The organism is Rhodanobacter sp. UC4438_H5 (assembly GCF_052978405.1).
This window is the reverse complement of sequence record NZ_CM129672.1, coordinates 1364129-1382736: the sequence shown is the minus strand read 5'-3', so window position 1 is coordinate 1382736 and position 18608 is coordinate 1364129. Positions and strand designations below refer to the sequence as shown.

Below are 18608 nucleotides of genomic sequence, written 5' to 3'. Positions count from 1 at the left end.
AAGGCGCGGACGGTGCGCGAAGCTTCCGACATGGGGGTCGTGCCGTCACACGCAAGGCGACCCCTGTCGCAGGAGCGCCCTTGGGCGCGATGCCTTTTCGTTGCGTCACGAAGAGCATCGCGCACGAGCGCGCCCCTACAAAGCGGCCTGGTAGAGCTCGGGGAACAGCCGCTGCAGGTGGGCCACCTTGGGCGCATCGTTGATCACGATGTACGGGTTGCGCGGGTGCAGGTCGTAATAGTGCTGGTGATAGGCCTCGGCCGGGTAGAACGCCGTGAGCGGAACCACCTGGGTGACGATCGGCGCGGCGAACGCATGGGCCGCCGTCAGCTGGGCGATGTAGTCGGTGGCGATCTTCTTCTGCTCGTCGTTGCCGTAGAAAATTACCGAGCGGTACTGGGTGCCGCGATCCGGTCCTTGCCGGTTGAGCTCGGTGGGGTTCAGCGCGACCGAGAAGAACACCTGCAGCAGCGTGCCGTAGCTGACCCGGGACGGGTCGAACTCGACCTGCACCGACTCGGCGTGGCCGGTGTCGCCGCCGCTGACCTCATCGTAGTGGGCGGTGCTGGCGGTCCCGCCGGAATAGCCGGCGGTGACCTTGCGCACGCCCTTCACGTGCTCGAATACCGCCTCGATGCCCCAGAAGCAGCCGCCGGCGAGCACGGCCACCTCGTCGTGCGCGGTGGAAGGCGCCGCATCGACGACGGGCGAGGGCAGGCGCACGCCTTCATGAGCAGCCGCGGCGGGCTGGCAGGCCGCGAGGCCGGCGAGCAGGAGCGCGGCGGCAAACGGAAACAGGCGGCGTGGACGGATCATGGGCAACCTCGCTGACGATGGCGTGCGGACGCACTCAACCCATCATTCGTCGACGGGAGGGCGGCGGTTACCTCGCGACGGTGCGGCGCTACCATGGGCGGCGAATTCGCTGGAGGGTTGCATGCCTGACGCCGTCAATCTGGACGCCTACCTGCGCCGCGTGGGCTGGTCCGGCCCGGTCGGGGTGGATCTGCCGACCCTGCGCGGGCTGGCCATCGCGCACGTGGCCACGATCCCGTTCGCCAACCTCGATCCGCTGATGGCCCGGCCGGTTGATCTCGATCTGGCGGCGTTGCAGCGCAAGCTGGTCGACGAGGGCCGTGGCGGCTACTGCTTCGAGCAGAACTTGCTGTTCGAAGCGATGCTGCGCGAGATCGGCTTCGAGGTGAGCGGCCTGATCGCCCGCGTGCTGTGGGGTCATCCGGAGGATACGCAAACCCCGCAGAGCCACATGCTGTTGCGCGTCGAGCTGGAGGGCGAGAGCTGGCTGGCGGATGTCGGCTTCGGCGGCCACGTGCTCACCGGCGCGCTGCGGCTGCAGCCGGATATCCGGCAGGCCACCGCGCACGAGCCCTTCCGGTTGCTGGAACGCGATGGCGAGTGGCGCATGCAGTCGCTGGCGCATGGCCAGTGGCGCACGCTGTACCGGTTTGATCTGCGCGCGGTGCCGATGGTCGATTACGTGGTGGCCAATCATTACGTGTCGAGCCACCCGGCCTCGCGCTTCGTCAGCCATCTCTTGCTCGGCCGCACCACCGCGGATCGACGGTTGGGCCTGCTCGATTACGAGTTCACCATCCGCCGCGATGGCCAGGAGCCGGAGCGCCGGCAACTGCGCGACGTGGCCGAGCTGCGCGAGGTGATGGAAGGTGAATTCCTGCTGCCAGCTTCCGCGATAGAAGCGCTCGGCGATCGCCTGCAAGGCTTGCCGCGCGCCTGATTCAGCGGTGTCCGCCGGCCGGCGGGCGGCCGTCTTCGTCGCCCAGCGGGTCGGCCAGCACGTGAATCTCCACGTCGTCGAGGGTGACGAACTGGCCTGCGCGGATCTTGCAGGTCTTGCGCAGTTCCACGGTGCCGTCGACCTTCACCGCGCCGCTCGCCACGATCGCCTTGCCGGCGCCGCCGCTGTCGCACAGTCCGACCAGCTTCAGCAGCATGTTGAGTTCGACGTAGCCGCCTTCCAGTTCAAATTCGATGGTCTGCATGGTCTTGCCGTGGGGAGGGATGGTCCGCGCTCAGGCGGAAGGATGGGCGTGCTCGAACGCGCTGTCGGGCAGCGCCAGGAAGGCGAACCAGGGATGGTCGTGCTCTGCGCCGAAGGTGGCGGCGTCGTCCAGCACGCCGAGCAGGATCTCGTAGTCGCGGCTGGCCGTCGCGCGCAAGTCGTCGACGTGCTCGAACAACAGCACGTGGCCCCACGCCGGCAGCCAGCCGAGATCGCGCAAGCAGTCGGCCAGCGCGTCCCAGTTGTGACCGAAGCTGGCCGGCAGCTGCAACGACACCGCCAGGCGGTGCAGCAGTTCATCCTTGTCGTGGCAGCCGGCAAGGTCGGTGCGACACACGTGCAAATCGTCACGCGCCGCGATGCGGGCCAGCCGATCGAGATCGTCGACGCCGACGAAATACACGCCGCTCAGCGCGGGCCGGGTCAGGTCCAGGTCGAAACGGTCCGCGCTCATCGCGCCACCTCGAAGCGACGGAAGCTGCGGTAGTGATCGTCGGTGTAGTACCAGACTTCCGGCGGCGTGCCGCCGGTGACGATGCGCCGCGCGCCGCGGTTGCGCGCGCCGGGCGTCTCGACCGTGTACTCGTGGTAGTAGCCGCGTGGCTCCTTGGGCAGCAAGCCTTCGTAGTTGCCGAACACGGCGCCGTCCTGGCGGTGCTCGAACGGACCGCCGGCGGCGATCCGCTGCACCATCGCGCGCGCCTGCGGCGGCAGCGATGCCATCGCGTCGTCCGCCGGTGCCACGCGCGTGGCGACAGGGTTGCCGGCGGGGCCGGCAGGCGCGCCCGGCGCTTCGCCGTGGCGCTGCCACAGCAGCACGGCGACGATGGCGATCAGCAGCAACAGCAGCGGTCGAAGACGGCGCATGGTTCTCGCGGCAGGCGGTGGCGAGGCGAGCTTAGCAGGGCCGAACGGGGCTGCAGGCTTCCTTCATCGAAGGAAATTACGCACACTCCGCCTTCGCCTCGATACAGCGCGTGCGCTGCCCACCCGACTTCCGGAGCCCGGATGAGCACCACCTCCGACCATGATCGCGGCCGCTTGCCGCGCCAGATCGCCTACATCATCGGCAACGAGGGTTGCGAGCGTTTCTCGTTCTACGGGATGCGCAACATCCTCACTCCGTTCCTGATCACGAGCTTGCTGCTGTACCTGCCCGAGGGCCAGCGCATGCTGGCGGCGAAGGACGTGTTCCACACCTTCGTGATCGGCGTGTATTTCTTCCCGCTGTTGGGCGGCTGGATCAGCGACCGTTTCTTCGGCAAGTACAACACCGTGCTGTGGATGAGCCTCATCTACTGCGCCGGTCACGCCTGCCTGGCGATCTTCGAGGACAACCGGCTGGGCTTTTTCGCGGGACTGGGCCTGATCGCGCTGGGCGCGGGCGGCATCAAGCCGCTGGTGGCGTCGTTCGTGGGCGACCAGTTCGACCAGTCGAACAAGCACCTGGCGAAGATGGTGTTCGACGCGTTCTACTGGATCATCAACTTCGGCTCGTTCTTCGCCTCGCTGCTGATGCCGCTGTTCCTGCACCACTTCGGCGCGGCGGTGGCGTTCGGCATTCCCGGGGGCCTGATGTTCGTCGCCACCGTGGTGTTCTGGCTGGGCCGCAAGCAGTACGTGATGGTGCCGCCGGGGCCGCCGGACCAGCACGCGTTTTCGCGGGTGGTCCGTACCGCGCTGCTGACGCAGCGGCCGGGTCAGACGCGGCCGGGCTTGTGGCTGGCGGTGGTCGCGGTGGTGGTGGCGCTGGCGTCGTTCGCGCTGGTGCCGTCGCTCGGCTTCGTGATCGCCGCATGCATCGCGCTGGTGGTGCTGATCGGCGGCGTGGGCGGCGGCGCCTGGCTGCAGATGGATCGCGCACGGGGCGCGCATCCGGACGCTGCGGTCGATGGCGCACGCAACGTGCTGCGCGTGCTGGTGATCTTCGCGCTGACCACGCCGTTCTTCTCGCTGTTCGACCAGAAGGCCTCGACCTGGGTGATCCAGGGTGGCGAGATGACGATGCCGTCCTGGTTCCGGCCGGCGCAGATGCAGGCGCTGAACCCGTTGCTGGTGATGCTGCTGATCCCGTTCAACAACCTGGTGCTGTACCCGCTGTTGCGCCGGCTCGGCTACGAGCCCACCGCGCTGCGCCGGATGACCGCCGGCATCGCGTTCAGCGGCCTGGCCTGGATCGTGGTGGGCGGCCTGCAGGTGGTGATCGACGGCGGCGATCCGCTGTCGATCGTGTGGCAGGTATTGCCGTACGCGCTGCTCACCTTCGGCGAGGTGCTGGTCTCCGCGACTGGTCTGGAGTTCGCCTACAGCCAGGCGCCGGCCTCGATGAAGGGCGTGGTGATGAGTTTCTGGAATCTCACCACCACGGTCGGCAACCTGTGGGTGCTGCTGGCCAACGCGGCGGTGCGCAACGAAAGCGTGATCGGTTCGATCGCCCACAGCGGGCTCAGCGTCACGGCGTTCCAGATGTTCTTCTTCGCCGCTTTCGCCTTGCTCGCTGCGCTGGCGTTCGGGCTGTACGCGAGGCGCTATCGCGAAGTGGATCACTACCGGCCGGTGTAGGGCGGGCACTGCCCGCCGGCCCTTGGCCCGTGACGGAAAGCGGCGGGCAGTGCCCGCCCTACGAGGTCGAATCCACGCGTGATTGCAGCGCCATCGCGGCGGCCGGGTTGCGGTGCTTGGCGGCGCTGATGAAGAACACGAACACGTCGCGCGGCTTGCCTCGTGGCTGCACGGCGGCCGCGTGCGGAAGGTCGGCGATGTCCTCGCCGGCAGCCCAGGCTTGTGCACGCGTGGCCCAGAGGTCGAGCGCGTCGGGGGCGTAGCCGGTCGGGATGCCGTCGACGCTGCGCATCAAGCGCGCATAAGCGAAGTCGCCGGTGAGATCGGCCAGCGACGGGTACTCGGTCGAGTCGGTGAACACGGTGGGCACGCCTCGTGCGCGGGCCAGTTCCACGTACGGCGCGCAGGCGAAGCTGGGGTGGCGCACTTCCAGCACGTGGCGCAGAGGGTGCCCGTTCAATTCGCGCGGCAGGGCGTCCAGGAAGGCCGCCACGTCGTCGGCATCGAACCGTCGCGACGGCGGCAGCTGCCACAGGATCGGCCCCAGCCGGTCGCCCATCTCGACGAGGCCGCCGTGGATGAATCCGCCGATGCCCTTGCCGGTGTCGGCCAGCCGCTTGCCTTCGGTGATGTAGCGCGGCGCCTTCAGCGAGAAGACGAAACCGTCCGGCGTTTCCGCCGCCCACTTCGCGTACGTGGCCGGTTTCTGCGCGCCGTAGAAGGTGCCGTTGATCTCGATCGCGCGCAGCTGGCGGCTGGCGTATTCCAGCTCGCGCCGTTGCACGAGTTTCGTCGGGTAGAAGTTGTTGCGCCACGGTGCGTAGGTCCAGCCGCCGATGCCGACGCGGATCGTGCCGTGCTTGTTCATGGCGTGGCCCCGCCGGGCTGGTGGCGCAGCCATTCGGAGGTGCCCATGCACAGCACCAGCCACGCCGCGCCGATGGCATAACCGGCCATCACGTCACTGAGGTAATGCACCTGCAGCAGGATCCGGCTGACGCCGATCACCCCGACCATCAGCACGGCGCCGGCGATGACCGCGCGATGGAAGCGCGGCGTCAGCCGCAGCAGCACGTAGGCCAGCATGCCGTAGAACACCATCGCGCCGAACGCGTGCCCGCTGGGGAAACTCCAGCCCGGCTCGACGATGAAACCGTGGTCGTGCAGCGGGCGGGCACGGCGGAACAGCGCCTTCAGCCCGCCGTTGATCGGCAGGATGCCGAGCAGGGCCACGCTCCAGCTCGCCGCCAGCGTCCACTGGCGGCGCAGCAGCAGGATGAGCAACACCACGGCCGCCGCGCTGGCGACCCACAAGGTGTCGCCCAGATGGGTGATGGCGGCGATCACGCGCAGCGCCGGCACCGGCACATGGGCACGGAGGCTGGCGGCGAGGCTGGCGTCGAAGCCGTCCAGGCCGGTCGTCGGCTGGCCGGAAATCGCCAGCGCGAGGCCGCCGAAGAACAACCCCAGCACCATGCACAGCAGCAGGCCCGTGCGCCAGCGCAGCATCGTCGGCGCCTGGCCCAGCAGCGCAGCGCGCCGCTGCCAGCGCGCGTTGTGCCGCCAGGCCAGGTCGCCGGCCAGCAAGGCCAGCAGCAACAGCAGCGCCCACAGCAGCAGGGAGTGCAGCGCAATCCATTCCGCCAGCGTGTTCATTGCGATCCTCGTTTCGCTTGCCGATCCGCGCATGATCGCGGCTTGCGCGGCCGGCGTCGAGTTGGATGCCGGGCTGGCCTTGCGGGCGATTTCTCGCGATAGTGCGCGGGTCGTCGCCCTGGGGGAGAACTTCGATGGTCCAGCGATTCGGGTCCGTGCGTGCGCTGTCGTTCCGGCTGTTGGCCGGCCATGCCTTGCTGGTCCTCGGCGCGTCGGCGCTGGCGCAGGCTCCGGCCACGCAGCAGCTGCCGCCGCCGGTATCGACCGGCGACATCGTGCAGCCGCTGCTGCCGGCGCAGCTGCAGGATTTCGACGCCTACATGGCGGATACGCTGAAGACCTTCGAGGTGCCCGGCATCGCGGTGGCCATCGTCAAGAACGGCAAGGTGGTGATGGAGCGCGGCTTCGGCGTGAAGGAGCTGGGCAAGCCGGACCCGGTCGACGCGCACACGCTGTTCGCGATCGCCTCCAACACCAAGGCCTTCACTGCCGCGGCGCTGCAGCAGCTGGCCGACGCGGGCAAGCTGGACATGGACGACCGCGTGATCGACCACCTGCCCTGGTTCCGCATGTCCGATCCGTACGTGACGCACGAGATGCGCATTCGCGACCTGCTGGCGCACCGCAGTGGCCTGAGTCTGGGCGCGGGTGATCTGCTGTACTGGCCGCCGTCCTCGTACACCACCAGGGAAGTGGTCGAGCGGTTGGCCAAGGTGCCGCTGAAGAACGGTTTCCGCAGCCACTACGCCTACGACAACATCCTGTTCGCGGTGGCCACCCTGGTGATCGAACAGACTTCCGGCCAGAGCTATGCCGACTACGTGCGCGAGCACCTGTTCAAGCCGGTGGGCATGGAGGAGTCGCTGATCGACATGACTTACCTGAAGCCCGGCATGGACGTGGCTGCCGGTCATGCCCCGTACGAGTTCAAGGACATCAAGCCGGTGCCGCCGATGGCCTGGCTCAATGATCCGGGTGCTGGCGGCATCTACTCCAGCGTGCATGACCTGGCCAAGTGGATGAACGTGCAACTGGCCGGCGGCGCCTTGCCGACCGTGGGCGCCGACGGCAAGCCGCGGCGGGTGTTCTCCGAGAAGAGCCACCACGAGATGTGGTCGATGCTGACGCCGATACCGATCAGGAAGGCGTCGATCCCCGAGCTGGAGCCGCTGACGCCGGACTACTACGGCTATGGCGAAGGCTGGTTCCTCGGCCAATACCAGGGCCGCAAGCTGGTCTGGCATACCGGTGGCTGGCCCGGCTTCGTGTCCCGGGTGACGATGGTGCCTTCACTCAAGCTGGGCGTGGTCGTGCTGACCAACCAGCAGTCCGGCGCCGCATTCAACGCGGTGACGTATCGCGTGCTCGATGCCTACCTCAACCCCTCGCACAAGACCGACTGGGTGGCCGTGTACCAGAAGGCCGTGCAGCACGCCCAGGCCAAGGCCGACGACAGCGTGGCGAAGCACGAGCAGGCGCGCGACAAGCGCAGCAAACCCTCGCTGCCGCTGGCCGACTACGCCGGCACGTATCGCGACCCGTGGTACGGCGACGTCATCATCAGCCAGGAGCGCGGCAAGCTGCGCATGCGCTTCGGCAAGACCGAACAGCTGGTCGGCACGCTGACGCCGTGGCAACACGACAGCTTCACCGTGCGCTGGGATGACCGCTCGCTGGACGCCGATGCCTTCGTCGATTTCGCGCTGGACATGGACGGCAAGATCCGTGAAGTGCGCATGCAGCCGATCTCGCCGCTGACCGATTTCAGTTTCGATTTCCAGGACCTGCGACTGGTGCCGGTGGAGGCTGCCACCGGGGCGTCAGCAGGCAAGTGATCCATCACGGCGCCGTTCGCGGCGTCCACGCCGAAGGGGAAGGGACATGAATCATCGTCGTCACGCCGGGGCGATTTTGCTGGCTTTCGGCTTGCTCGTCGGCGTTGCCCAGGCACGCAGCGACAAGGCGCTGGAACATCGCTACATCCGCGTCGAACTGGGTGCGGCCAGCACGCAAGCGACTTCGGGCCGGCTGCTGCTGTTCGCGGTCGATGCCAAGGCGGCGCAGGCGGCGGCCGAAGCGGAGTCCAAGGGCAAGAGCAGCGTGGTCGAGTCGGTCGACGCCGATCCGTTCAGCGGCACGGTGACCAGCGTGGCCGCGCGCGAGGTGGACCACTGGGCGCCGGGGCAGGCGATCGACATCGACACCAACCGCATGGCGTATCCCGCGGAGTGGTCGCAGCTGCCGCCGGGCGATTACCTGGTGCAGGCCGTGCTCGACGTGAACCATGACTACAACTACACCGGGCGTGGTGCCGGCGATCTGGTCAGCGACGTGGTCAGGCTGCATCTGCCGGCGACCGGCGTGCCGGAACTGGTCCTGGCGAAAGCGTTGCCGACGGACGGCGATCCCTGGGCCGTGCCGGATTCGGCCCCGCCGGCGATGCGCGAAAGCGTGGCCGCCGCTCGTCCGCACGCGCACCTGGTCGATTTCACCAGTCCGTCGCTGAGTGCGTTCTGGGGCCGGCCGATCCACATGCGCGGTTGGGTGCTGACCCCGCCCGGCTACGACGCCGCGGCTGCCGCGCGTTACCCGACCGTCTATTACACGCAGGGTTTCGGCGGCAACAACGAGCGCGTGATCGGCCCGGTCGTCACCGTCTACACCGCGATGGCGAAGCAGCAGATGCCGCCGATGATCTGGGTGTTCCTCGACGAGTCCAGCCCCACCGGCACCCACGAGTTTGCCGACTCGGTCAACAACGGCCCGTGGGGACTGGCGCTGACCACCGAGCTGATCCCGCATCTCGAAGCGCACTACCGCATGGATGGCGATGCCAACGGCCGCTTCCTCAACGGCCACTCCTCCGGCGGCTGGGCCACGCTGTGGCTGCAGACGCGCTACCCGAAGCTGTTCGGAGGCACCTGGTCGACCTCGCCCGACCCGAGTGACTTTCACGATTTCACCGGCGTGGATCTTTACGCGCCGCACGCCAACGTCTACCGCCGGCCCGACGGCTCGGCCTACCCGCTGGTGCGCAACCACGACAAGGTGCTGGGCACCTTCGAGCAGTTCGCGAAACTCGAACGCGTGCTGGGCAGCTACGGCGGCCAGCTGGCGTCGTTCGAGTGGGTATTCTCGCCGCGCGGTGAGGATGGCCGGCCCGTGCCGATGTTCGATCGCGACACCGGCGCCGTCGACCCGGCGGTGGTGGCGTACTGGCGTGATCACTACGACATCGCGCACCGCCTGCAGCAGCAATGGCCGCAGCTGAAGCCCGACCTGGACGGCAAGATCCATCTTTACGTGGGCACGGCCGACACGTTCTATCTCGACGGTTCCGCGCACAAGCTGAAGGCCGTGCTCGATGGCCTGGGAGCGAAGACGGAGTTCCGCTTCCTGCCTGATCGCACCCACGGCAACCTGTACTGGATCGGCGAGGACCACCACGGCCTGCTCAAGCAGATCAGCTGGGCGATGTATGCGATCGCGCGGCCGGACTCCAGGCTGAAGCCCGTCGTCACGCCCTGATCCTCATCGCGCCGTGGGGCGGGCACCGCCCGCCGCCCGCGCGTTTTCGGTTCATTCCGGCTGCCACGGGTCGTAGCTGCCGATGTACCAGAGGTGGCCTTCCGGGTCGTGGCAGCTGTAGCCGGCGCCGCCGTAGTCCTTCTCGGCGTAGTCGTCGACGATCACCGCGCCGGCTGCCTTTGCCCGCTCGTAGTGGGCCTTGCAGTCGGTCACGGTCACGCAGGCACACTGCGTTTCGCGGCCGCCGATCTCGTCGGGCTGCGCGATGTGCCGGCCGAACTCGTTGTCGCGCACGCCGCCCAGCATGACCATGCCGCGGCCGTAGGCCAGTTGCGCGTGCTCGACCTCGCCGGCGTCGTTTTCGTAAACCGCGTGCCGTTCGAAACCGAAGGCCTGGCAGAGCCAGTCGATGGCCGCGTGGGGATCGCGGTAGCGCAGGCAGGGGATGATGGTGCTGCCGCCGGACTGTTCCATGGGTTATCTCCGTGGTGGATTCTCGCAAGGTGGGTGGTGTCGTCATTGCGCCGGCGCGAAACGACGTCGCGGTCCTCAGGGACGCGGGCCAGACTATCCCCGCGAGGCGTGGCGGTCTTGTAGATTTCCGTCGCTCAATCGAGCGGCAGGTGGTTGGAGTAGGGACCGCGCGCAGCCATGAATGCGGTCGGCGTGACGCCGGCGAACTGGCGGAACTCGTGGGTCAAATGGGCCTGGTCGAAATAGCCGCCATCGGCCGCCACCTGGCTCCAGTTCACCGCCGACTGCGCTGCCGCATGATCCACCACCGCGCGAAAGCGCAGCAGCCGCGTGTAGTGCTTGGGACGCATGCCCACCTGGTGCTGGAACAGCATGCCGAAGCGGCGCTCGGACAAGCCTGCCTCGCGTACCAGCGGCGCGATGCGTTGCACCTGCGGCGGGTCGGCCAACCGATCCAGCGCGTAGGCGATGGCGGGATGCAAGGCGGTGCTGTGCAGGCGTCGCACCAGCCACCGGGTCAGCAGGCGCAGGCGGCCCCGTGGTGCGGGGGTTTCCAGCAGTTGCTCGCGCAGCAGCGCGGCGGCCGGCCCGAACAAGTCACCCAGGTCGACATCCCGTCCGATCAGGGTGGTGGCGTCCTCGCCGGTCAGCGCGTGGGCGCCTCCCGGGCGGAACACCACGCCCATCACGCGGATCTGTTCGGCGGTGTCGATGATCTCGCTGCGCAGGGTGGGGCCGCCAAGCACGCAGGCGGACGAGCGGATACACCGCCGCGCCGCGTCATCGGTGTAGACACGGGTTTCGTCCTCGTGCAGGTTGATGATGAGCTGCGCCCCGGGTTGCGGCAGCACGCGCTCGTGGCGATGCGCCGCGGGCGGCATGTCCCAGTCCCACACTTTCGCGATCAGCTTGTCCAGCGGTGGTCCGGGCAGGTAGTACTGGAATCCCATCGGCTCGTCTCCGTGGATACGCGGCGGTCTGGCGTGCCGGCTCAGCCCGTCTGTTCGTCTTCCTCGGCCAGCGGTGGCAGGGTGCGCACCAGTTGCGCGCGCACCAGCGGCAGTCGCGCGCGGCGCAGGCGCTGCAGCAGTTCGAACAGCAGGTCGCTCTTGACGCCGCCGGTGTCACGCGGGCTGCCGACGTAGGCCACGCAGTTGAAGGTCATCGAGCCGGCATCGAGGCCCTCCAGTTGCACGTAGGGCGCCGGCGCGGCCAGTGTGCCCGGGTGTGCGCCGAGCACCTCCAGCGCCAGTGCCCGTACCTTGTCGGCGTCGGTGTCCAGCGGCATCGGCAGCTTGATCTGCACGCGGCCCAGCGCGTTGGCCTGGGTCACGTTGCGCACGTTCTCGGTGATCAGCTGCGAGTTCGGCACGATCACGGTGGATCGGTCCCACAACTGGATCTCCGTGGCGCGCACGTTGATCCGGCGGATGTCGCCCTCGACCTCGTTGAGGCTGACCCAGTCGCCCACCTTCACCGGCCGTTCCACCAGCAGGATCAGGCCGGAGATGAAGTTCTGCACGATCGCCTGCAGGCCGAAGCCGATGCCCACCGACAGCGCGCTGACGATCCAGGTGATGCTGGTCAGGTTGACGTGCAGCGCGGCCAGGGTCAGCACCAGCACCAGCAGGCCGCCGAGGTAGCCGAGCAGGGTGACGATGGAATCCTGCATGCCCGGTTCCATCGTCGACTTGGGCAGCAACTGCTCGCGCAGCCAGCGCTTGAGCATGTGCAGCAGCACGCCGCCGCCCACCAGCACCAGCACCGCCCGGAAAATGTTGCCGGGATTGATCGGCAGATCGCCCAGTTTCAGGTTGCCGAAGGTGCGTAGGGCGCTGGCCAGCAGGTCGCCCGGGCCGGCGCCGAACGGGGTCAGCACGATGGCGATGGCCAGCAGGGTCAGCAGCACCTTGGCGATGCCGGCGAGCAGGGTGGCGGCCTGGTCCAGCGCATGCGGCGCCAGCTGGAAGGATGCCTGCAGCCGCTGGCCGCCGCGTTCGTGCGGCGACAGCGCCACGTGGATCAGGTCGTTCAACAGGTGGCCGAGCAGCCACGCGCTGGCCACCACCACGCCGACCCACAGCATCTGCACCGCGGCGAAGAACGCGAGCGCGATGTAACCGGTGGCCACGCCCAGCCAGCTCACCAGCACGCCCAGCACTGCGCCGGCACCGAGCGCGCCGACCCACAACGGCTGATGTTCGACCACGCCCTCGGCCGCCGCCTGCCGCCGCGCCCCACGCAAACGCCACCAGCCCGCCGCGATGAGACCGCTGACCACCAGCGCCACCGCGCCGCGCGTGGCCACCGTGGTCGGCAAGCTGGAGCCGATCGTGCGGCTGATGCGCTCGACCAGGCCGAACAGCAACGCGGCGGCGCCGAGCAGCCAGGGAAGCATGCGCAGGCGCTGCGCAGCCAGGTCGGACAGCGGCGGCAGGCGCCAGCTCGGCCGGCGCACGGAGAGCAGCGCGCGGCCCAGCCCGGTGACAAACGCCGCAAACAGCACCAGCCGTACCGCCGAGCGCGCCAGCGCGTCGAGGTCCGGTGCGAGGATGTCGTTCCAGTTCAGGCCCAGGTACGCCAGCTGGGCGGCGATGCCGGTGGTGAGCAGCGCGGTGAGCGCGACCGCCACCGCCATCGCGCTGCGGCGCAGATGGCCGTCCGGCACGTGGCGCGTGGCCAGGCGCAACAGCAGCCGGTCGAGCAGCCAGCGGCCCACGCCAAGCCACAGCAACGCGCCAATCAGGCACAGCAGCAGTGGCGTGCGGTTCGGCGCTTCCCACGCCTCGCTCCAGGCATCGGCCACGCGACCGCCGAGGCGGTCCAGCCGTGCCAGGTCATCGGGAAAACTGCGCGCCGGCTCGCTCCAGAATGCGCGGCCGAACGGCGATGCCGTGCGCGAGGCCAGCCGCGCCTGGAACGCGTCGTTGCGCATGCCGGTGATCTGCGCGGCCAGTTGCAGCGCGTTCTGGCCCAGCAGCTGCGCCTGCTTGATCCGTGCATCCAGCGCGGCGCCGGCCTTGTCCAGTTGCCGCCGCTGGGCCGCGACCTGCGGCGCTTCCGGCGCCGCGCCCTTGGCCGGCGGCGGGCCCAACACGTCGAGCTGCGCCTGCAGCGCGGCCAGCTGGGGCGCCAGGTCGCTGGCCAGTTGCCGCGCCTGGTCCTGCACCGCCAGCGCGTCGTTGCGCAGGTCGCCGAGCGAGCTGGCGGCTTGCTTGTCCTTCAGTGCTGCCTTGAGTGCATCGAGGCGATCGTCCAACTGCTCCAGCGACTGCGCCGGCGTGGCGGCGCTCGCCGCCGATGCCGGCGCGGCGTCGCCTTGCTGGGCGTGCACGGCGAGGCTGCCGCAGGCGAGCAGGGCGAGCAGGAGGAAGCGGCATGGTGTGGGCATCCGCGCATGATCGGAGCGGTGCGACAGGCGGTCAATCGTGTTGGCGTCCTGCGCGGCGGAAGGCACGGCGACGGTTCAGCTTGGTTGCGCGGTGGCTCGCGCGGGCAAGCGCGCCTGGCCTGCCGCAGTCGCCGCCGCTGGTCACGCGTGGGTCCTTGCATGCAGCCAGCCGCGCACCCACGCTAGAGAACCTGCCTGCTGCGTGCCGCCCATGATCTTTCGCTGGTTCGAATCCCTCATCGACGCGTTCAAGGAACCGGCCGACGGCATGCCGCCGCGGCCGGTGTGGCGTTTCTACGTGTTCTATCTGCGCCAGGTGTGGCCGGTGTTCGCCGCCACGCTGGTGGTCGGCTTTGGCGTGGCGGTGGTGGAGGTGTCGCTGTTCGGCTTCATCGGGCGCATCGTGGACATGGCCAGCGGCACGCCGGCGGACCTGTTCCGCCTGCACGGCCAGGCGCTGATCTGGATGGCGCTGGTCGCACTGGTGGCGCGGCCGCTGCTCGGCGGCCTGCACGACTTGCTGGTGAACCAGGCGATCCTGCCCAGCCTCACCAACCGCATCCGCTGGCAGCACCATCGCTACGTGATCCGCCAGAGCCTGGGCTTCTTCCAGAACGATTTCGCCGGGCGCATCGCCAACCGCATCATCCAGACCGGCGCCTCGCTGCGCGATTCGGCCGTGCAGATCGTGGACGCGATCTGGTACATCGTGATCTACACCGGCAGCGCCATCGCGCTGTTCGCGCAGGCCGACGGCTGGCTGGCGGTACCGCTGACGGCGTGGATCTTCTGCTACATCGGCTTGCTGGCCTTCTTCATTCCGCGGGTGAAACAGCGCTCGTGGAAATCCTCGGAGGCGAAATCGAAGCTGATGGGCCGCGTCGTCGACGGCTATAGCAACGTGATGACGCTGAAGCTGTTCGCCCATACGCGCCGCGAGGAGGCGTACGTGGCCGAGGCGATGGGCGAGTTGATCGACAAGCATCGCCTGACGACCCGCCTGACGACGGCCATGGACGTCAGCATCACCGCGCTCAACGGCTTCCTCATCACCGGCACCTCGGCGCTGGCGATCTGGCTATGGAGCGAGGGGCGGGTGACCACCGGGGCGATTGCGTTGTCGATCGGGCTGGTGATCCGCATCAACAACATGTCCGGCTGGATCATGTGGGTGGTCAACGGCATCTTCGAGAACGTCGGCACCGTGCAGGACGGCATCACCACCATCTCGCAGCCGCGCGCGGTGCAGGACCGCGAAGGCGCGATGCCGCTGGAGGTGACCAACGGCGCGGTGCGCTTCGAGCACATCCACTTCCACTACGGCAAGCGTGGCGGCGTCATCGCCGGGCTGGATCTGGACGTGCGCGCGGGCGAGAAGATCGGCCTGGTCGGCCCGTCCGGCGCCGGCAAGTCCACCCTGGTCAACGTGCTGCTGCGGCTGTACGACCTCGAGGCCGGGCGCATCCTGATCGACGGCCAGGACATCGCACACGTCACCCAGGAAAGCCTGCGCTCGCAGATTGGCGTGGTCACCCAGGACACTTCGCTGCTGCACCGCTCGATCCGCGACAACCTGCTCTATGGCCGTCCCGATGCCAGCGAAGCGCAGGTGGCCGAGGCCGTGCGCAAGGCGCGCGCCGACGAATTCATCCCGCAGCTCAGCGATGGCGAGGGCCGTCGCGGCTACGACGCGCTGGTCGGCGAGCGCGGCGTGAAACTCAGCGGCGGCCAGCGCCAGCGCATCGCGATCGCCCGCGTCCTGCTGAAGGACGCGCCGATCCTGGTGCTGGACGAAGCGACCTCGGCGCTCGACTCCGAGGCGGAAGCGGCGATCCAGGACAGCCTGGACATCCTGATGCAGGGCAAGACGGTGATCGCGATCGCCCATCGCCTCTCTACCATCGCGCGGATGGACCGGCTGGTGGTGCTGGACAAGGGACAGATCGTCGAGACCGGCACGCACGCCGAGCTGATCGCGCACGAGGGCCTGTACGCGCGGCTGTGGAAGCGGCAAACCGGTGGCTTCGTGGCGGCGGAGGACGCGCCGGTCTAATCGGCGGTTGCGGCAGGCGGGAGTCGCGGGCTCAACACGTTCCGCTGCAGCAGGCGGGTTTGCCCGCCGTCGGCGCGCTTTCCAGCACCTCGGCCGCCGCCGTCAGCGCCTTCGCCGCGGCGGCACCCTTGCGCTCGCTGTAACGGCTGACCAGGTAGTCGCTGCGCCCGCGCACCAGCAGGGTGAACTTGAACAGCTCCTCCATCACGTCCACCACGCGGTCGTAGAACGGCGAGGGTTTCATCCGGCCGTCGTCGTCGAACTCCTGCCAGGCCTTGGCCACCGAGGACTGGTTCGGGATGGTCAGCATGCGCATCCAGCGGCCCAGCACGCGCAGGGTGTTGACCACGTTGAACGACTGCGAGCCGCCGCAGACCTGCATCACCGCGAGCGTGCGCCCCTGCGTGGGCCGCACGCTGCCGTCTTCCAGCGGCAGCCAGTCGATCTGGTTCTTGAACACGCCGGTGATCGTGCCGTGCCGCTCGGGGCTGACCCACACCTGGCCCTCGGACCACAGCGACAGCGCGCGCAGTTCCTGCACCTTGGGGTGGCTGGCCGGCACGCTGTCCAGCAGCGGCAGTTCGTGCGGGTCGAACACCCGCGTCTCGGCGCCGAAGTGGCGCAGGATGCGCTCGGCTTCCAGCGCCAGCTTGCGGCTGAACGACTGCGGGCGCAGCGAGCCGTACAGGATCAGGATGCGCGGCGGGTGGCCGGCGTCGGCCGGCAGGGCCAGCTTGGCCAGGCTGGGGGTGTCCAGTACGTCGGCGGCGACGTGGGGCAGGTCCGGGATCACGGCGGTTCCTGTTGCGTTGGTTTGACAATTCTATAATCATGGAAATATAGAAGCCAACCCGGAACCGTCGCCCATGCCCCCGTGTCGCGTCCTGTTCATCTGCACCGGCAATTCGGCCCGCAGCATCCTGTCCGAGGCCACCCTCAATCATTTGGGCGCGGGGCGCTTCGCGGCGTTCAGCGCCGGCAGCCAGCCGACCGGGCGCGTCAATCCCTACGCGATCGACGAGCTCAAGGTGCACGGTATTGCCACCGAAGGACTCAGCAGCAAGTCGTGGGACCGCTTCACCGAAGCGGGCGCGCCGCCGCTGGATATCGTGATCACGGTTTGCGACAACGCCGCCAGCGAGGCCTGCCCGGTGCTGTTCGGCGATTTCGTGAGAAGCCATTGGGGCCTGCCCGATCCGGCTGCCGCGCGGGACGCGGACGCTGCCGCGGCATTCCGGCGTGCGTACGCGCTGATCGTGCGGCGGATCACCGCGCTGCTGCAGCTGCCGGTGGAAACGATGGGCCGCGACGAGCTGCAAGAGGCGCTCGACCGCATCGGCAGCCTCACCGGCGAGGAAGCCCACGCATGAACCAGCCATCCGCCGCACTCGCCGCCGACGCGGTTTCTCCGGACGGTGCCCGCATCGGCTTCTTCGAGCGCTGGCTCACGCTCTGGGTGCTGCTGTGCATCGTCGCCGGCACGCTGCTGGGCCACCTGCTGCCCGGCAGCTTCGAGGCGCTGGGCAGCATGCAGGTGGCCCAGGTGAACCTGCCGGTCGCCGTGCTGATCTGGCTGATGATCATCCCGATGCTGCTGAAGATCGACTTCGGTGCGCTCGGCGGCGTGCGCCGGCAGTGGAAGGGCATCGGCGTCACGCTGTTCGTCAACTGGGCGGTAAAGCCCTTTTCGATGGCGCTGCTGGGCTGGATCTTCATCCGCCACCTGTTCGCCGGCCAGTTGCCGGCGGCGCAGCTCGACTCCTACATCGCCGGCCTGATCCTGCTGGCCGCCGCGCCGTGCACGGCGATGGTGTTCGTGTGGAGCAACCTGTGCCGTGGCGAGCCGGCATTCACGCTGAGCCAGGTTGCGTTGAACGACGCCATCATGGTGGTGGCGTTCGCGCCGATCGTGGCGCTGCTGCTGGGCATCTCCTCGATCACGGTGCCGTGGAACACGCTGCTGCTGTCGGTGCTGCTGTACATCGTGGTGCCGGTGGCGCTCAGCATGCTGCTGCGGCGCCGGCTGCTGGCGCATGGCGGCGAGGCGCGCCTGCAGAAACTGCTGCAGCGGCTGGGGCCGGTGTCGCTGGGCGCGCTGCTGGCGACCCTGGTGCTGCTGTTCGGTTTCCAGGGCCGGCAGATCGTCGCGCAGCCGGCGATCATCGCGCTGCTGGCGGTGCCGATCCTGATCCAGGTGTATTTCAACGCCGGCCTGGCGTACTGGCTCAACCGCCTTTTCGGCGTGCCGCACTGCGTGGCCGGCCCGTCGGCGCTGATCGGCGCCAGCAACTTCTTCGAGCTGGCGGTGGCCACGGCGGTGGGCCTGTTCGGCGTGCATTCCGGCGCGGCGCTGGCGACCGTGGTGGGCGTGCTGATCGAGGTGCCGGTGATGCTGTCGGTGGTGCGCATCGTCAACCGCAGCAAGCGCTGGTATGAATCGGCCCGGGAGTAGCGCCATGCAGAACAGGCAAGCCATCACCATCCTCGCCGCGCTCGCCCAGGAGTCGCGGCTGGCGGTCTACCGGCTGCTGATCGAACATGCGCCGGAAGGACTGGCGGTCAGCGCGATCGCGGAGAAGCTCGGCCTGCCCAACGCCACGCTGTCCTTCCACCTGAAGGAGCTGTCGCACGCGGGCCTGGTGAGCAGCCGGCAGAGCGGGCGCTTCATCTACTACGCGCCGGTGATCGAGACGATGGACGAGCTGGTCGGCTACCTCACCGATCACTGCTGCAGCCAGTCCGGTGGCACCTGCGCACCGGCCACGCGCAAGAGCGCGCCGGCCAAGCGCGTGGCCGCGGTCGGCAAGCGGCGGTCGGGTTCGGCCTGAGCTTTTGCACGCGGCGGCGCAGACGGCGAAGTGAGGGCAGGGCGTGGAACCGGATATCCTCGGCGGCGGGGCTAT

At 68.6% G+C, this 18608-nt stretch carries 18 protein-coding genes; 8 read left to right on the top strand and 10 right to left on the bottom strand.

Going from position 1 to position 18608, the window contains the following annotated elements:
* Positions 1-135: 135 nt before the first annotated feature.
* On the bottom strand, positions 136-816 hold the full coding sequence (gene msrA, locus ACVCL9_RS06445; protein ID WP_447098718.1) for a peptide-methionine (S)-S-oxide reductase MsrA: 681 nt from the start codon (positions 814-816) through the stop codon (positions 136-138).
* Between the two features lie 121 nt (positions 817-937).
* Between msrA and ACVCL9_RS06440 the strand changes: the two genes are divergently transcribed.
* Positions 938-1756, top strand: coding sequence for an arylamine N-acetyltransferase family protein (locus ACVCL9_RS06440; RefSeq protein WP_447098719.1), 819 nt, complete (start codon positions 938-940; stop codon positions 1754-1756).
* Between the two features lies 1 nt (position 1757).
* On the opposite strand, the gene ACVCL9_RS06435 is transcribed toward ACVCL9_RS06440, so the two are convergent.
* Genes ACVCL9_RS06435 through ACVCL9_RS06425 form a run of 3 tightly spaced genes read right to left on the bottom strand, consistent with a single transcriptional unit; the run spans position 1758 to position 2908 of the window.
* Entirely contained in the window at positions 1758-2021 is a 264-nt protein-coding gene (locus tag ACVCL9_RS06435; RefSeq protein ID WP_447098720.1) for an RNA-binding S4 domain-containing protein, read from the bottom strand.
* A 30-nt stretch (positions 2022-2051) separates the two neighbouring features.
* Positions 2052-2495, bottom strand: coding sequence for a barstar family protein (locus ACVCL9_RS06430; protein ID WP_395118961.1), 444 nt, complete (start codon positions 2493-2495; stop codon positions 2052-2054).
* The gene (locus ACVCL9_RS06425) at positions 2492-2908 is read right to left on the bottom strand and encodes a ribonuclease domain-containing protein (RefSeq protein ID WP_447098721.1); all 417 of its coding nucleotides are present in this window, start codon (positions 2906-2908) and stop codon (positions 2492-2494) included. Before ACVCL9_RS06425 ends, ACVCL9_RS06430 begins: the two co-directional genes overlap by 4 nt.
* A 141-nt stretch (positions 2909-3049) precedes the next feature.
* Here ACVCL9_RS06425 and ACVCL9_RS06420 point away from each other — a divergent pair, with 141 nt between their 5' ends.
* Positions 3050-4603 carry a POT-type proton-dependent oligopeptide transporter gene (locus tag ACVCL9_RS06420; RefSeq protein WP_447098722.1) on the top strand — a complete coding sequence of 518 codons (1554 nt, stop codon included), beginning with the start codon at positions 3050-3052 and terminating at the stop codon, positions 4601-4603.
* Positions 4604-4661: 58 nt separating this feature from the next.
* On the opposite strand, the gene ACVCL9_RS06415 is transcribed toward ACVCL9_RS06420, so the two are convergent.
* The gene (locus ACVCL9_RS06415) at positions 4662-5471 is read right to left on the bottom strand and encodes a DUF72 domain-containing protein (protein WP_447098723.1); all 810 of its coding nucleotides are present in this window, start codon (positions 5469-5471) and stop codon (positions 4662-4664) included.
* Positions 5468-6259: a phosphatase PAP2 family protein gene (locus ACVCL9_RS06410; protein WP_447098724.1), complete on the bottom strand. Its 792-nt coding sequence runs from the start codon at positions 6257-6259 to the stop codon at positions 5468-5470. Before ACVCL9_RS06410 ends, ACVCL9_RS06415 begins: the two co-directional genes overlap by 4 nt.
* A gap of 134 nt (positions 6260-6393) precedes the next feature.
* On the opposite strand from ACVCL9_RS06410, the gene ACVCL9_RS06405 reads away from it, so the two are divergent.
* Both ACVCL9_RS06405 and ACVCL9_RS06400 read left to right on the top strand, forming a co-directional pair.
* On the top strand, positions 6394-8094 hold the full coding sequence (locus ACVCL9_RS06405) for a serine hydrolase (protein WP_447098725.1): 1701 nt from the start codon (positions 6394-6396) through the stop codon (positions 8092-8094).
* A 46-nt stretch (positions 8095-8140) separates the two neighbouring features.
* Entirely contained in the window at positions 8141-9787 is a 1647-nt protein-coding gene (locus tag ACVCL9_RS06400; RefSeq protein ID WP_447098726.1) for an alpha/beta hydrolase, read from the top strand.
* A 51-nt stretch (positions 9788-9838) separates the two neighbouring features.
* On the opposite strand, the gene ACVCL9_RS06395 is transcribed toward ACVCL9_RS06400, so the two are convergent.
* The 3 genes from ACVCL9_RS06395 to ACVCL9_RS06385 form a co-directional block, all read right to left on the bottom strand.
* The gene (locus ACVCL9_RS06395) at positions 9839-10261 is read right to left on the bottom strand and encodes a VOC family protein (RefSeq protein ID WP_447098727.1); all 423 of its coding nucleotides are present in this window, start codon (positions 10259-10261) and stop codon (positions 9839-9841) included.
* 134 nt (positions 10262-10395) lie between these two features.
* The gene (locus ACVCL9_RS06390; RefSeq protein ID WP_447098728.1) at positions 10396-11211 is read right to left on the bottom strand and encodes a helix-turn-helix domain-containing protein; all 816 of its coding nucleotides are present in this window, start codon (positions 11209-11211) and stop codon (positions 10396-10398) included.
* A 41-nt stretch (positions 11212-11252) separates the two neighbouring features.
* Complete coding sequence (locus ACVCL9_RS06385) at positions 11253-13652, bottom strand: DUF3772 domain-containing protein (protein WP_395118941.1); 2400 nt, start codon at positions 13650-13652, stop codon at positions 11253-11255.
* Positions 13653-13866: 214 nt separating this feature from the next.
* On the opposite strand from ACVCL9_RS06385, the gene ACVCL9_RS06380 reads away from it, so the two are divergent.
* Positions 13867-15705 carry an ABC transporter ATP-binding protein gene (locus tag ACVCL9_RS06380; RefSeq protein ID WP_447099445.1) on the top strand — a complete coding sequence of 613 codons (1839 nt, stop codon included), beginning with the start codon at positions 13867-13869 and terminating at the stop codon, positions 15703-15705.
* A 31-nt stretch (positions 15706-15736) separates the two neighbouring features.
* Here the strand turns inward: ACVCL9_RS06380 and arsH are convergent, their stop codons facing one another.
* Positions 15737-16498 carry an arsenical resistance protein ArsH gene (gene arsH, locus ACVCL9_RS06375; RefSeq protein ID WP_447098729.1) on the bottom strand — a complete coding sequence of 254 codons (762 nt, stop codon included), beginning with the start codon at positions 16496-16498 and terminating at the stop codon, positions 15737-15739.
* A gap of 73 nt (positions 16499-16571) precedes the next feature.
* Between arsH and ACVCL9_RS06370 the strand changes: the two genes are divergently transcribed.
* From ACVCL9_RS06370 to ACVCL9_RS06360, 3 genes are read left to right on the top strand one after another with little or no spacing between them, the layout of a single operon-like run.
* Positions 16572-17075 (top strand): arsenate reductase ArsC, encoded by a 504-nt coding sequence (locus tag ACVCL9_RS06370; RefSeq protein ID WP_447098730.1) that lies wholly within the window; start codon positions 16572-16574, stop codon positions 17073-17075.
* Positions 17072-18157: an ACR3 family arsenite efflux transporter gene (gene arsB, locus ACVCL9_RS06365; protein ID WP_447098731.1), complete on the top strand. Its 1086-nt coding sequence runs from the start codon at positions 17072-17074 to the stop codon at positions 18155-18157. The genes ACVCL9_RS06370 and arsB overlap by 4 nt, the downstream gene beginning before the upstream one ends.
* Positions 18158-18161: 4 nt before the next feature.
* Complete coding sequence (locus tag ACVCL9_RS06360) at positions 18162-18533, top strand: ArsR/SmtB family transcription factor (RefSeq protein ID WP_447098732.1); 372 nt, start codon at positions 18162-18164, stop codon at positions 18531-18533.
* Positions 18534-18608: the final 75 nt, after the last annotated feature.

Coding starts and splice junctions, on each gene's coding strand:
- msrA (WP_447098718.1), bottom strand. CDS start 816: ATGATCCGTCCACGCCGCCTGTTTCCGTTTGCCGCCGCGCTCCTGCTC.
- ACVCL9_RS06440 (WP_447098719.1), top strand. CDS start 938: ATGCCTGACGCCGTCAATCTGGACGCCTACCTGCGCCGCGTGGGCTGG.
- ACVCL9_RS06435 (WP_447098720.1), bottom strand. CDS start 2,021: ATGCAGACCATCGAATTTGAACTGGAAGGCGGCTACGTCGAACTCAAC.
- ACVCL9_RS06430 (WP_395118961.1), bottom strand. CDS start 2,495: ATGAGCGCGGACCGTTTCGACCTGGACCTGACCCGGCCCGCGCTGAGC.
- ACVCL9_RS06425 (WP_447098721.1), bottom strand. CDS start 2,908: ATGCGCCGTCTTCGACCGCTGCTGTTGCTGCTGATCGCCATCGTCGCC.
- ACVCL9_RS06420 (WP_447098722.1), top strand. CDS start 3,050: ATGAGCACCACCTCCGACCATGATCGCGGCCGCTTGCCGCGCCAGATC.
- ACVCL9_RS06415 (WP_447098723.1), bottom strand. CDS start 5,471: ATGAACAAGCACGGCACGATCCGCGTCGGCATCGGCGGCTGGACCTAC.
- ACVCL9_RS06410 (WP_447098724.1), bottom strand. CDS start 6,259: ATGAACACGCTGGCGGAATGGATTGCGCTGCACTCCCTGCTGCTGTGG.
- ACVCL9_RS06405 (WP_447098725.1), top strand. CDS start 6,394: ATGGTCCAGCGATTCGGGTCCGTGCGTGCGCTGTCGTTCCGGCTGTTG.
- ACVCL9_RS06400 (WP_447098726.1), top strand. CDS start 8,141: ATGAATCATCGTCGTCACGCCGGGGCGATTTTGCTGGCTTTCGGCTTG.
- ACVCL9_RS06395 (WP_447098727.1), bottom strand. CDS start 10,261: ATGGAACAGTCCGGCGGCAGCACCATCATCCCCTGCCTGCGCTACCGC.
- ACVCL9_RS06390 (WP_447098728.1), bottom strand. CDS start 11,211: ATGGGATTCCAGTACTACCTGCCCGGACCACCGCTGGACAAGCTGATC.
- ACVCL9_RS06385 (WP_395118941.1), bottom strand. CDS start 13,652: ATGCCCACACCATGCCGCTTCCTCCTGCTCGCCCTGCTCGCCTGCGGC.
- ACVCL9_RS06370 (WP_447098730.1), top strand. CDS start 16,572: ATGCCCCCGTGTCGCGTCCTGTTCATCTGCACCGGCAATTCGGCCCGC.
- arsB (WP_447098731.1), top strand. CDS start 17,072: ATGAACCAGCCATCCGCCGCACTCGCCGCCGACGCGGTTTCTCCGGAC.
- ACVCL9_RS06360 (WP_447098732.1), top strand. CDS start 18,162: ATGCAGAACAGGCAAGCCATCACCATCCTCGCCGCGCTCGCCCAGGAG.